The organism is Amycolatopsis sp. BJA-103, from assembly GCF_002849735.1.
In the GTDB taxonomy this organism is placed as follows: domain Bacteria; phylum Actinomycetota; class Actinomycetes; order Mycobacteriales; family Pseudonocardiaceae; genus Amycolatopsis.
In genome coordinates this window covers 9,170,450-9,184,245 of sequence record NZ_CP017780.1, presented here as the reverse complement: position 1 = coordinate 9,184,245, position 13,796 = coordinate 9,170,450, and the positions used below count along the sequence as shown (strand labels likewise).

Genomic DNA, 13,796 nt, shown 5'->3' with positions numbered 1-13,796 from the left:
CCCCTTCGCTCCGAAGGGGGCCTTCCTGTATTCAGTGCGCGAGCTGGCCGACCTGGTAGTTCCCGGCCGGCTGCCGGGTGATGACGTTCAGCCGGTTGAAGGCGTTGATGAGCGCGATCTGGGTCACCAGCGCGAGAAGCTGCTCTTCGTCGTAGTGCTTGGCGGCGGCCTCCCACGCCTCGTCGGTGACGCCGCTGCCGTCGGCGAGGCGGCAGCCCTGCTCGGTGAGCTCCAGCGCGGCGCGCTCGGCCTCGGTGAAGACCGTCGCCTCCCGCCAAGCCGCGACCAGGTTCAGCCGGGTCGGCGTCTCCCCCGCGTGCGCGGCTTCCTTGGTGTGCATGTCGAGACAGCCCGAGCAGCCGTTGATCTGGCTGGCCCGGATGTTCACCAGTTCCCTTGTCGCCAAAGGAAGTTCCGTGGCTTCGATGACCTTCGCCGCCGAGACGAGGTGCTTCACCAGCTTCGGCGCGAGAGCGGTCTTGAAGAGTTCGAGTCGTGCCTGCATGGGTTTCTCCTTCTCGTCCGTGTTTCGTTTACTTGGACGAGAACGGCTCCCGAGAGGTAACACCCATGGCCTCGAGGCGATCCGGATCACTCACCGAGTCGATCGCCACGATCCGGCCGTCGGTGATGGTGCAGGCCAGCGCCCCGAGGAGCCTGCCGCTCTTGCTCCACGACACGAGCCCGGTCTTGCCGTTGACCAGCGCGGGACGCACGGTCACCGCGGCACGGGCGCCGCGCCGGGCCTGCGTGGCCACCTCGGCCGCGCCCAGGCGGACGACCACGCCGCGCGCGGTCTCCGAGCGCCACGTCACGTCGGGGTCGAGCACCCGGAGCAGGCCTTCGAAATCCCCTTCGCGCGCGGCCGCGAGGAACGCGTCGACCACGGCGCGCTGCTGCGGCTCGTCGGCCGGGCGCTGTCCCTGCACCTTCCGGCGGGCACGGCTGGCGAGCATCTTGGCCGCGGCCGTGGATTTGCCGAGGATCTCGCCGACCTCGGCGAACGGGACCGCGAACAGGTCGTGCAGCACGAAGGCCAGCCGCTCGGCCGGGCCTAGTGTGTCGAGCACCACGAGCAGCGCCAGCCCGACCGATTCGGCCAGCAGCGCGTCTTCTTCCGGCGAGTCTTCGAGCACCAGCGGTTCGGGCGGCTCGTCGTCGTACGAGTCCTCGGGCCTGGCCTTGCGCGAGCGCAGGACGTCGATGCAGACGCGGCCGACGACGGTGGTCAGCCAGCCGGAAAGGTTGTCGATCGTGTCGGCGTCCTGACGGGCCAGCCGCAGCCATGCCTCCTGGACGGCGTCTTCGGCGTCCGCGCGCGAGCCGAGCATGCGGTGGGCCACCGCCACCAGGCGTCCGCGCTGCTCCTCGAACGCGCTGGCCAGGGCTTCGCCGGTCATGTCGTTACCTTTCTCGCGCCGAATCCGTCATGTCCATGACGAACGCGACGCGAGAAAGGTAACCGACGACCTCGTGAGTGGTGAGGAGGCTCAGACGTCCCTGATCGGCGTCTTCACGACCTTCTTCATCCCGGGGTTCTTCGTCTCCGGCCGCTTCTGCGGTTCGGCGGTCGAGCCGCCGATGCCGGAGTCGATCGCCGCCGTGACGATCAGGTTTCGCTCGTCGGACGAGATGGCCTCGCCGTCGAGGAGTTCCTGTGTCACCGCCCGCACGTAGGTCACGAACTGGTCGTTCGACGAGTAGTCCGACTCGTCGTCGATCACGTCGTTGATCGTGCAGCCGTTGCCGGTGTCGCGGTTCTCGACCTGGCTGTCCGCCGAGCCGAGGATCACGGTGTCCCGGACGTCGGAGTCCGGGCAGGCGTCCGGCCCCGGCGGCGCGGCGACGATGCTGAACGCGCCGCTCTGTTCCGCCGAGACGTTGCCCGCCTTGTCCGACGCCTTGTAGGTCAGCGTGTGCGTGCCGAGCGCGGTCACCTTGACCGGCGCGGTGTAGACCGTCCAGGCACCGCCGTCCAGCTGGTACTCGATCTTGTCCACGCCGGACCCGGTGTCCGTCGCGGTCAGGTTGATGGTCGCGTCCTCGATGTACGACCAGCTTCCGTCCAGATCACCGCTCACCACCGCCGAAACGACCGGCGCGGTGCTGTCGTCGCCTTCGACGATGGTGAACGTCGCCGTGCCTTCGGCCGAGACGTTGCCCGCCTTGTCGGTCGCCTTGTGGTTCACCGTGTGCGCGCCGACGACGGTCAGCGCGAGCGGCGCCGAGTACGTCAGCCACGGGCCACCGTCCAACTTGTACTCGACCTTGCCGACGCCCGAACCGGCGTCGGTGGCCGTGAGCGTCACGGTCGCCTTGCCGACGTAGTTCCCGGCGGTGTCCTTGGTCCCGGTCACTTCCGACGTCACGGTCGGCGCGGTCGTGTCACCGCTGACGATCGTGAAGTGCGCCATGCCCTCCGGCGAGACGTTGCCCGCCTTGTCCGAAGCGCGGTAGTGGACCATGTGCATCCCCGGCGCGGTGACCGCGACCGGAGCGGTGTACGCGGTCCACGCGCCATCGTCCACTTTGTACTCGACCTTGTCGACGCCGGAGTCGGCGTCGGTGGCGGTCACCTTCACGGTCGCGGTGTCGAGGTAGTTCCCCGCGCCGTCCTTGGTCCCGGTCACCTCGGACGTCACCGTCGGCGGCGTCTTGTCACCGGGCTGGCCCGCGACGACGCTGAACGACGACATCCCTTCCGGGGAAACGTTCCCGGCCTTGTCGGTCGCCTTGTAGTGGACCATGTGCGAACCCACGGCGTTGACCACCACGGGTGCGGAGTACGCGGTCCAGGCGCCGCCGTCGAGCTGGTACTCGACCTTGTCCACCCCGGACTGGCTGTCGGTGGCGGCCAGGTTCACCGTCGCGGAACCGACGTAGTTCCCGGCGGTGTCCTTGGTGCCGGTGACGTTGGCGGTCACCGTCGGCGGGGTCGTGTCGGGGTTGCCGCCGCCGTCGGTGACGACGAACTCACCGACCATCTTGCTGTGCCCCTGGATCGTGCAATAGAACCGGTACTTCCCCGGCGTCAGCGTCACGGTCGCTTCGTGCTCGCCGTTCTGCTCGTCATAGGGGTTGGCGACGATGTTGAGGGTGACGTCGTGGTTGTAGCCCGGCGTCGACGTGTCGAACGTCAGCGTGTGCGACATCGTCGAGCCGAGGGCTTCGGTGTTCTTGAACAGGATCGTGGTCTCGCCCGCGACCGCGGTCGTGGGCGCGCTGAGGTAGTGGTCGGTGCTGTCGCCCGCGGTCCATTCCAGGGTCTGGACGGGGGCGGCGGAGGCGGGTGCGGAAGAGCCCGGTAACACCAGGCCCGCTATCGCGAGCGCCGCGGCCAGCAGGGCCGCGACGAGGATTCTTGGGGACATCGCAGGGAAACCTTCCGTACAGGGAGACCGGCCGGGCGCGAGGGAGGTCGCGCCCGGCCGGCTTTCGCGCTACAGCTGCCGCACCCGGATGTTGCGGAACTCCATCAGGTCGTTGTCACCGTGGTTCTGCAGGCCGATGAACCCGCTGACGAACTGCCGGAAGTCGGTGGACGGATCGCCCGCCCGCGACGACTGGATCCCCGGCGCGTTCTCGAACTCGTTGATCACGACACCGTTGCGGCTGATCGTGTACTTCTGGCCGACGACCTTGACCTCGTACTCGTTCCAGGTCCCCTTCGGCTTCACGCCCGCCTGGTCCAGCGGCCGCGGATCGAAGTTGTAGATCGACCCGGTCTTCTGCGGTTCACCGGTGGCCCCGTCGTACAGCTGGACCTCGTGTCCACAGTAGATCGCGACCCAGGCCTGCGAGGTCTTCGCCGACCCGACCGTGCCGCAGCTGCCCGGCGGACGCTGCTCCAGCGGTGTGCGCGGATCCGGGAACCGCACGAACACCCCGCTGTTGGCGCTGCCGCTCGGCGCGATGTCCTTGAACTGCAGCTTCACCGAGAAGTTGCCGAACTGCCGTGCCGAGTACCACAGCATCCCCAGCCCGCCCGACGGTCGCAGCGACCCGTCCGGCTGGATGGCGAACTGCCCGGACGGTGCCTGCGACCAGTTGCGGAACGACTCCGCCGTGCCGTCGTAGATCGCGTCGTAGCCGGTGACGCCCTTGTTGCCGATGGGCGACGCGGCGGCCGCGGCGTTGATCTTGTCCGCCTCGGCCGAGTTCAGCACCCCGAGATCGTCCAGCCGGCCCACGGTCTGCGTGACGTGGTTGACGAAACCGGCGTGGGAGGTCCACGTGCTCTCGTCGTCGATCATGTCGTCGACCGAGCACCCGCCGCCCGCGTTCCGGTTGCTCACCCCGGTGTCGGTGTCACCGATGGTCACCGTGGCACTGGGATCCGCCACGAAACAACCGATACTGACCGAGTTCCGCGTGGTCACCGTCTCGCCGTCCGCGTAGGTCACGGTCAGCTTGGCGGTGTAGAGCCCGGTGCGCGGGTAGGTGTGCCGCGGGTCGGCCTGCGTCGAGATCGTGCCGTCGCCGAACTCCCACTTGTAGGAGACGCCGCCGGACTTCGACCCGGTGAAGGCCGCGGTGAGCGGCTTGTTCTGCACCATGGTCGACATCGCCGCGGCGGACGGGGTGGCCTCGCCGCCGGTGTAGCTGATCTTCACCAGCTTCTGGTTGTCCTGCAGGGTGAAGAAACCGCTGCCGTAGTCGAGCGCGTACAGCGCGCCGTCCGGACCGAACTCGGCGTCCATCCAGCTCTGCAGCTTCGTGTCACCGCCACCGGTCGGGATGATCTGCCGCACGGTCTCGGCGAACACCGGCGGATCCTGCTTGGGCACGCCGTTCGGGTCGACGCTGACCGCGATCCGGTTCTGCCCGTTGCTCTGGTCGCCGATGAACCACTTGTCGTTCCAGTACGACGGCCACGCGACACCGCTGGTGGTGTTGACCAGATCGCGGTGGTACGTCGGCCCGGTCATGACCGCCTGGCCGCCGCCCTTGAGGTAGGGCTGCGTGTAGGTGGCCTCGGCCGCGTTGTACGACGGGACGGAGCTGTTGGGACGGTTGGGGAACACCGGCCCGCCGCCGTCCGGCGAGTACCAGATCATGTTCTTCTTGACCGGCGGCAGGTTCACCAGTCCGGTGTTGCGCGGCGAGGTGTTGACCGGGTTGTCGCAGTCGTACCAGCCGGTGAGGACCGCGGCGTCGGTGCTGCTGCGGTCACGGTAGGGCTGCTTGTTGCCCATGCAGTACGGCCAGCCGTGGTTGCCCGCCTCGGTGATGATCGTGGCGGTCTCGTACTTGGCCGGGCCGAGTTCCGGACTCGGTGTGGACGCGTCCGGACCGACCCACGCGGCGGTCAGCCAGTTGGTCTTCTTGTCGACTTGCAGCCGCGAGATGTTCCGCACGCCCATCACGTAGATCTCGGGCCTGGTCTTGTTCCCGGGATCGTTGGCCTCGGGGAACAGGTTGCCCGCCGGGTTGGTGTACGTGCCGTCGGCCTCGGGGTGGATCCGCAGGATCTTCCCGTTGAGGTCGTTGGTGTTGCCGGCGGTGCGGCGCGCGTCCTGGAACGAGACGCCCTTGTAGTCCTGGGTCCAGTTGTTGCCGGAGTACCCGTTGGAGCCCTGCGACGAGTTGCTGTCACCGGAACCGACGTAGAGGTTCCCGTCCTTGTCGAAGGCCATGCCGCCACCGGCGTGGCAGCAGCTGTGGATCTGGACGTCCCAGGACAGCAGGTCCTTGCGGGTCGCCTGGTCCAGCGTCTGCTTGGTCAGGTCGTAGGTGAACCGCGAGACCGTGCGCTTGCCGATCCGCTTGTCGATGTCGATCGACGCGTGCGGCATCCAGTAGGCGTACATGAAGCCGTTCTCGCTGAACTTCGGGTCCAGCTCGAGCCCGAGGAGACCTTCCTCGTTCTTGACCATTTCGTCGCCGCTGCCGCGGTTGCCCATCACCTTGAGCGTGGTGAGCAGCTTCGGCTTCTTGGTGACCGGGTCCCACTGATGGATCGTGCCGCAGCCGGCACCGATCTCGGGGTTGGTCCACTCGTTCGGCGTGGGCACCGAGTTGCCGGCGCAGGCCGCGCGGCCGATGTAGAAGACCCGGCCGTTGGGGGCGATGGTGAGCCCGTGCGGTTCGCCGATCTGGTCCATCTGGCCCGGCTGGTTCTTCGCGGTCAGGCGTTCGACCTTGTAGTTGGCCGCGATGCCCGCCTTGCAGTCCCCGCGCACCATGCCGGTGGTCCACTTCAGCGCGCCGAGGATGTGGGTGCGGAACTGGGCTTCGCCGTAGCTCGCCTCGGTCCGGCCCATCCCGCTGTAGAAGGAGCGGCCGCCGTCGTAGTCACGGCACCACGAGATCGGGTGGAACGCGCCGTTGGCGCCGACTCCCGGCTTGTAGGTCGACTCCTCGACCTGCGCGACGGTGTGGACGGTGCCGACCGGGTTGACCTCCCAGTTGAGCCACCGGTCCGTGCGGACCCACTTCTGCGGCAGGCCCGCGGTGGCCGGGTTCGCCTTGTCGAGGACGTCGACCGTGGCCTCCGCCGGAGCGGTCTCCGGTGGCGGCGGGGTGGTCGACTGGTCCTTGAACAGTTTGAAGTCGGCCAGCTGGGTGGCCGATTCACCGGCGTTGGCGGTGATGTTCAGCCGGTAGTTCGCGTACGCCGTCGTGTTGGCGAAGGTGAAGGTACGGCTCTGGAACCGGTCGGCGAACACCTCGTTGGTGCGGGTGTCCAGATCGGTCCACGTGGTCCCGTCGGTGGAGCCCTGCAGGGTCCAGCTCTTCGGGTCACGGCCGGCGAAGTCGTTCGCCGAGACGAGCGCGTAGCTGCTCACCGCGACCGGCGCGGCCAGCTTGTAGGCGATCCACGCGGTGTTCGTGAAGGCCAGCCACTTGGTGTTCTCGTTGTTGTCGGCCAGCTTGTCCTTGCCCTCGTTGGGCGCGTTCTCCGCACTCGCGGTGACCGAGGCGACGGCCTCCGGCGTGGGACGCGCCCCCACCGGGCGAGCCCCGATCAGCCCGGAGAACCACTGCGAACCGTCCTGGGCGCGCGCGGCGTCCGACAGCCCGAGGAAACCACCGCCCGCCTTCATGTAGTTCTGCAGCGAGGTTTCCTGGTCGCGGTTGAGCGTGATGCCCTGCGCGGAAAGGAAGACCACACCGCGGTACTTCGCGAGGTTCGCCGGGGTGAACACCGCGGGGTCCGAAGAGGACGCGACGGAGATCCCGTTCGCCTGCCCCAGACTGGAGATCGCGTCCGTGGCGCGCAGGACGGGGTCCTTCTGGTCCGCGGCGGTGCCGTGGAAGACCAGGACGTTCACCGGGACGTTCGTCGCGGCTTCGGCGGTCACCGGTGCGATGGCCAGCGGAAGCCCGGAAGTGACGACGGCGCCGACCGCCAGTGCGGCCAAAGACCGTCTGCGGAGCCGACGTTGCGAAAAGACTCGTCTCAAGTTCTCGCTCCTTTCGAGGCTAGTGGTGGGAATGGGCCGAGGCGCCGGTGGCGTCCGGGGTGGAGGTGGTGCCGTGCTGGTGTCCCTTGAAGCGGTCGATCGCCGCCTGGGCGCCCGCGGGCATCCCGCCGTCGGCGTTGCGGACCAGGAACACCCCGGACATGCCGTCGTCCGAGTGCTGCTGGACGTGGCAGTGGTACATCCACGCGCCCGGCCCGACGCCGTCACCGGCGATCACCTGGAACCCGAAGGAGTTGCCGGGGTCCAGGGTCTTGTTGTCGAGGATCGGGGCGTTGTCGGTCGCGCTGGTGAGCATGCCGGTGCGGGTGTCCGCCCAGCGGTGCGCGTGCAGGTGGAAGGTGTGCATCAGGTTGCCGTGCCCGATGCAGATGAACTCGACGCGTTCACCGAGGTTCGCCTCGAAGATCGGGGTGTTCGGGGCGACCTGGTGGTTGATCCACATTTCGGTGAACACGACGGTGAACTGCTTGCTGGGCAGCAGATCCCCGCGTTTGCGCACGATCAGGCCGCCGTAGAGGCCCTTCATCAGGCCGATGGTGCCGTGGTCCCCGCCGAACGCGTGGTCGTGGTAGTGCCAGTACCCCGCGCTGCCGGGCATCCAGAAACCGTTGGCCGCCTGGTAAGCCGTCCGCGTCTTCCAGGTGTAGGTCTTGGTCTCGTACGGCTTGTTGAAGGAATCGTTGAACGGCGAGCCGTCCGACTTGGTGTCGTAGTTGACGCCGTGCGGGTGGATCGAAAGCCGCTGGTCGGTGTTGTTGACCAGCTCGATCACCAGCGTGTCGCCCTCGTAGCACTCCAGGAGCGGCCCGGGGATCGTCGGTTTGCCGGGCTCGAGCCCGTAACCGACCCGGGTCGAACCGGGAACGTAGTCGGCGTACACGGTGATGTTGCGGGTCATCCCGGCCGCCGCGGCAGGTGACGAACCGGCGCTGGCCGACACCACGACCGGGGCGATGACCCCGGCCGCGGTGCCCGCGAGCATCGATCTGCGGGACAGCCCGCGTTGTTGCTTGTCCATTGTGGAGTCCCCAGCTAGAAGCGGACGTTACGGAGATAGGTGAATCCGGTCTGGGCGGTGCTCAGGGGATCCGTGGGGTTGTCGTGCTCGACGATGTACTCGTGCAGGTTGGCGCGGGTGTTCCGGAAGATCCGCGGGAAGTCGATGACGCCCTTGCCGGGGTCGACCATCCGGCCGTCCGCGGTCCGGTCCTTGACGTGGTACTGGACCACGCGCGGGAAGTGCTGGCGATAAAGCGAAACCGGGTCGACGCCGCCTTCCACCGCCCAGAACAGGTCGATCTCCAGGTGCACGTAACGCCGGTTGGTGTTCCTGGTGAGCACGTCGTACGGGCGCACGCCGTCGATGGGCGCGAACTCGTGGGCGTGGTTGTGGTAGCCGAGCGGGATCCCGGCCTGGCGGAACTTCCGTGCCGCCGTGTCGAGCCGCCCGGCGAACTGCTTCCAGCCGTCGAGGGTGTCGAAGGCCGCGAACGGCACGTTGGCACGGGTGTTCCCGAGGACCTTCGCGTCGGCGATGGTCTTGTCGAGATCCCCGTCGATGCCGACGTGCGTCGACGTCGCGCGGATGCGGTTCTTGTCGAGCAGGCCGCGGAACTCCTTGGCCGTGCGGCCGTAGGTGCCCGCCAGTTCGACCTTCCGGTAGCCGATGTCCGCCAGCGCGGACAGGGTTCCCGGCAGATCGGCCTGCAGCGCGGTGCGCAGGGAGTAGAGCTGGATGCTGATCTTGTCCACCGGGACCCGGCCGTGCCCGTGACCGTGACCGTGGCCCTGGGTCTCCGCTTCCGCGGACGTGGCCGCGTTCGCGATTCCCGGCAGGGCTACCGCCGCCCCGACCGCGGCCGCCGCCGTCGCGGCACCCCGCAGGAGCGACCGTCGGGAGTGGAACCGCTCAGCTTCTTCACCGCACATGAAACCGCCCTCACTTCTGGTTGCTGAAAGCCGCGTCGAAGGCCGCCGACGGCTTGTCGAACAGGAGCCCCCGCAGAAAGGTCACGGCCTCCGCCGCGCCCCGGAGCCGGTCCATGCCGGCGTCTTCCCACTCCACCGAGATCGGACCGGCGTAGCCGATCGAATTCAGTGCGCGGAAACAGTCCTCCCAAGGCACGTCGCCGTGCCCGGTCGAAACGAAGTCCCAGCCGCGTCGGGGGTCTCCCCAGGGGAGATGCGAGCCGAGCCGTCCGTTCCGTCCGTCGAACCGTTTCCTGGTGTCCTTGCAGTCCACGTGGTAGATCCGGTCGGCGAAATCGAGGATGAAGCCGACCGGGTCGAGGTCCTGCCAGATGAAATGCGATGGATCCCAATTGAGCCCGAATGCCGGACGGTTGCCGACAGCTTCGAGCGCACGTTTCGTCGTCCAGTAGTCGTAAGCGATCTCCGACGGGTGGACCTCGTGCGCGAACCGCACGCCCACCTCGTCGAAGACGTCGAGGATCGGGTTCCACCGGTCCGCGAAGTCGGTGTAGCCCTCGTCGATGACCGCCTGCGAGACCGGCGGGAACATCGCGACGTACTTCCAGGTCTTGGAACCGGTGAAGCCGATCACCGTGTCCACCCCGAGTTTCGCGGCCGCGCGGGCGGTGTCGGCCATTTCCTTCGCCGCCCGCTGCCGGACGCCTTCCGGTTCACCGTCGCCCCACACCCGGGACGGAATGATGGCCTGGTGGCGTTCGTCGATCGGATCGTCACAGATGGCCTGGCCGACGAGGTGGTTGGAAATGGCCCACACCTTGAGGCCGTGCTCGGCGAGCAGCTTGAGACGTCCGGGCACGTAGTCCTCTTCGGACAGTGCGCGGTCGACCTCGAAATGGTCACCGGAACACGCGATCTCGAGGCCGTCGTAGCCCCACTCGCCGGCAAGCCTGCACACCTCGGTGAACGGGAGATCCGCCCACTGGCCGGTGAACAGCGTGATCGGACGGCTCATCAGTTCTCCTCGAAATTAATCGCGTCCACGTCGAACAGACCGCCGGAACCGCCCTTGAACACGAGGAACAAGGAGCCGGTCCCACCGGGGTCGGTGATCGCGGAGGCCGGGATGTCGGCATAGGTGTCCCAGCCGCCGGTGTTGGCGACGGTGACCGTCTGGACCAGCGGCCCGTCCACCGCACCCGAGCGGACCTCGATCGTGCCGCCCGCTCCACCGGAAGAGACCCGGTAGCCGATGCCGCGGACACCCACGAGGTTCACCGGGTCGAATTTGATCCAGTCACCGGCTTCGATGTGGCCGACCCGCTTGCCGCCACTGGCGCCGTCGTGCCCGACGACCTCGATCCCGCTGGACTGGGTGTAGAACTCCGCCTGCTTCAGCTTGGGCTGCAGCAAGGATTCCGCCTCGCCGGTGAGTGCCGGGACGCCGTTGGCACCGTTGTCGGTGTAGCTGGCGTTGATGACGCCGAAGACGTTGGCGTCCGCACCGTGGCCTTCGTCGGCGGGCGTGGCGATGGTGCCCTCACAACCGGTCGCGCGGCTCAGCGGATGCCCGTGCCCCTCGTGGCCGAGGATGTATTCGACGGTCACCTTCGAGCAGTCGATCGGGTTGTCCTCGGCGTCGGTCACCTCGACCTTGAACGGGACCGTGTCCCCGAAGCTGAACACGCTGCCGTTGACCGGGGTCTTCAGCGTGACCACCGGCGCGGTGTTGCCGACGGTGACCACCGTGCTCGCCGCTCCGGTCAGCCCGGTGGGGTCGGTGACCGAAAGCTTCGCCGTGTACTGGCCGTTCGCGGTGTAGGTGTGGGAAACCGGGCCTGCTTCGGTGGAATCGGTCGTGCCGTTCCCGTCGAAGTCCCAGGCGTAGGTGAGCGCGCCACCGTCGGGGTCGTTCGTCCCGGCCGGATCGAACTTGACGGTCAGCGGCGCCTGCCCGGACGTCTTGTCCGCGGTCACCTGGGCCACCGGCGTCCGGCGTCCCTTGGTGTAGTCGACCCGGTAGACCGCGGATTCCTTGGAGCCGCCGAAGTAGCCGGTGCCGTAGTCGAGGACGTACATCGCGCCGTCCGGCCCGAATTCGATGTTCATCGGGCGGACCAGGTCCATCGAGTCGAAGAACGGCTTGATGGCACCGCGTTCGCCGTTCGGTCCGACGGTGATCTCCTTGATCCAGCTGCGTTCCCACTCGTAGGCGAAGGTCTTGCCGTTGAAGTACTCCGGGAACTTCGTCTGCGACGGGTTCTTCGCGTCGTACTGGTAGACCGGGCCGCCCATCGGGGATTCCGGACCCGTGCCGAACTCGGGCACCGAGCCGCCGTCGTAGGGGATCCAGGCCTTCTCGACCGGCGGCAAGTCGGTGAGCCCGGTGTTGCGCGGGCTGGTGTTCTTCGGCTTGGCGCAGTCGAAGGCGGCGCCGGACTGCTTGGTGGCGAAGTCGTAGTCGATGAACGGCTGGTTGTCCCCGACGCAGTACGGCCAGCCGAAGTTGCCCGGCTTCTTGATCAGGTTGAACTCGACCGTGCCACCGGGACCGCGCTTGGGGTCGGCCGCACCGGCGTCGGGGCCGTAATCGGCGAGGTGGAGCCAGCCGGTCTTACGATCGACGGCGAACCGGAACGGGTTGCGGAAGCCCATCGCGTAGATCTCGGGCTTGGTCTTGGCCTTGCCCTTCGGGAACAGGTTGCCCTTGGGCACGGTGTACTTGCCCTTGGCGTCGACCTTGATCCGCAGCACCTTGCCGCGCAGGTCGTTGGTGTTGCCGGAGGTGCGCTGCGCGTCGTAGACCGGGTTACGGTCGGCGCGCTCGTCGATCGGGGTGAACCCGTCGGAGGAGAACGGGTTGGAATCGTCCCCTGTGGACAGATACAGGTTGCCCTGCGCGTCGAAGTCGATCTCGCCGCCGGCGTGGCAGCAGATGCCGCGTTCGGCCGGGACCTGCAGGATCTTCTGCTCGCTGGCGAGGTCCAGGTTGTTGTCGGTGGTGAGCTTGAACCGCGAAAGCTGGTTGTAGCCCTTGAACGGGGCGAAGTCGGCCGGGGTGCCGTTCTGCGGCGCGTCACCGGCCGGGGTGGTCAGCTTGGGCGCGTAGTACAGGTAGACCCAGCGGTTCTTGGCGAAGTCCGGGTCGATCGCGACACCCTGCAGGCCGTCCTCGTCGTGGTTGTAGACGGGGATCGTCGCGGCCAGTTTGGTCGTCGCGGCGGAGCTGGTGTACCAGACGCGGCCGTCACGCGAGGTGTGCAGGACGTCGCGGTTGGGCAGGACGGAGAGCGCGATCGGCTCGCCGGTCTTCTCCTCGCCCTTGGCCAGGGTGATCTGGTCGAAGTCCGCGTCGACCGGGTCTTCCTGGGTCTTGGCGCAGCCCGCTTCGCTCAGCTTGGTGGCGTACTTGATCCCGCCCGCCAGGTGCTTGCGGAACGCCGGTTCGCGGTAGGACTCCTTGGTGTGCCCGCCGCCGGTGTACCAGGAGCGGCCGCCGGAGTTCTCGTGGCACCAGGCGATCGGGTGGTCGCCCATCGCGCCGTCACCGGGCTGGTAGCTCTTCTCGTCGAGGCTCGCCAGCACGTGGACATTGCTGCGCGGATTCTGGCGGTAGTTGTACCACTCGTCGGTCCGCGGCCAGGTCTCCGGGAGGTCCACAGTGGACACGTGGGAGTGGTCCTCGACCTTGACGTTCGCCTTCTGGATCTGCGGGTGGGACTTGAAGTACGCCCCGACCAGCTGTCCGTACCAGGGCCAGTCGTATTCGGTGTCGGAGGCGGCGTGCACGCCCACGTACCCGCCGCCTCCCTTCACGTACCGTTCGAACGCGGCCTGCTGGTCCGCGTTCAGCACGTCACCGGTGGTGGAAAGCCAGATCACCGCATTGAAGCGCTTGAGGTTCGCGTCGGTGAAGGCCGCCGCGTCCTCGGTGGCTTCCACTCCGAAGTGGTTCTGCGCACCCAGTTCCTTGATCGCCTTGACCCCGTCGGGGATCGAATCGTGCCGGAAGCCCGCGGTCTTGGAGAACACGAGCACCGTCGCCGCTTCGTGCGCCGATGCGGTGGACATCGGTAGCGCGAAGCCTGTCAGAGCGGTGACCATCGACGTGACGAGCACGCCGAGCCGTCGTTTTAAGGACATGGCTGTAGCGATCCTTTCGATGAGCGGCGGCGATCAAGGAACGGAGTGCGGTGAAAGCTAGGTGGAGAGCGCCTTTCGTGAGGTGGGTGGGTGGATGGGCGGGCGGGAAGGGTGGCGGCGGGTGGGGGGTCGGGGTGGTCGTGAGTGGTAAGTGACGTTCTAACGCCACTTACCACTCACGACCCGCTGTACCGAGAACCTCTCGTCACCGAGCTGGCGTGAGGCGTCCCGAAAGCCACTTTCGGGACATCAAACGTCGCGTAAGTGGCTTTCGCGACACGACCTGGCGATGCCATC

Annotated in this window: 8 protein-coding genes; all 8 read right to left on the bottom strand. The window is 67.5% G+C overall.

From position 1 onward, the window contains the following. Window positions 1-31 precede the first annotated feature (31 nt). Window positions 32-505, bottom strand: a complete 474-nt coding sequence (locus tag BKN51_RS41620) for a carboxymuconolactone decarboxylase family protein (protein ID WP_101612777.1) — start codon at window positions 503-505, stop codon at window positions 32-34. A 28-nt stretch (window positions 506-533) separates the two neighbouring features. Further along, window positions 534-1,400, bottom strand: a complete 867-nt coding sequence (locus BKN51_RS41615; protein ID WP_101612776.1) for a sigma-70 family RNA polymerase sigma factor — start codon at window positions 1,398-1,400, stop codon at window positions 534-536. Between the two features lie 90 nt (window positions 1,401-1,490). Continuing rightward, entirely contained in the window at window positions 1,491-3,371 is a 1,881-nt protein-coding gene (locus tag BKN51_RS41610) for an OmpL47-type beta-barrel domain-containing protein (RefSeq protein WP_101612775.1), read from the bottom strand. 69 nt (window positions 3,372-3,440) lie between these two features. Beyond that, the gene (locus tag BKN51_RS41605; protein WP_101612774.1) at window positions 3,441-7,406 is read right to left on the bottom strand and encodes a ThuA domain-containing protein; all 3,966 of its coding nucleotides are present in this window, start codon (window positions 7,404-7,406) and stop codon (window positions 3,441-3,443) included. 19 nt (window positions 7,407-7,425) lie between these two features. Then, window positions 7,426-8,445, bottom strand: coding sequence for a multicopper oxidase domain-containing protein (locus BKN51_RS41600; protein WP_101612773.1), 1,020 nt, complete (start codon window positions 8,443-8,445; stop codon window positions 7,426-7,428). 14 nt (window positions 8,446-8,459) lie between these two features. Continuing rightward, the gene (locus tag BKN51_RS41595) at window positions 8,460-9,356 is read right to left on the bottom strand and encodes a sugar phosphate isomerase/epimerase family protein (protein ID WP_101612772.1); all 897 of its coding nucleotides are present in this window, start codon (window positions 9,354-9,356) and stop codon (window positions 8,460-8,462) included. A 10-nt stretch (window positions 9,357-9,366) separates the two neighbouring features. Further along, window positions 9,367-10,371: a sugar phosphate isomerase/epimerase family protein gene (locus BKN51_RS41590; protein ID WP_101612771.1), complete on the bottom strand. Its 1,005-nt coding sequence runs from the start codon at window positions 10,369-10,371 to the stop codon at window positions 9,367-9,369. After that, entirely contained in the window at window positions 10,371-13,460 is a 3,090-nt protein-coding gene (locus BKN51_RS41585) for a ThuA domain-containing protein (protein WP_101613783.1), read from the bottom strand. Before BKN51_RS41585 ends, BKN51_RS41590 begins: the two co-directional genes overlap by 1 nt. Window positions 13,461-13,796 lie beyond the last annotated feature (336 nt).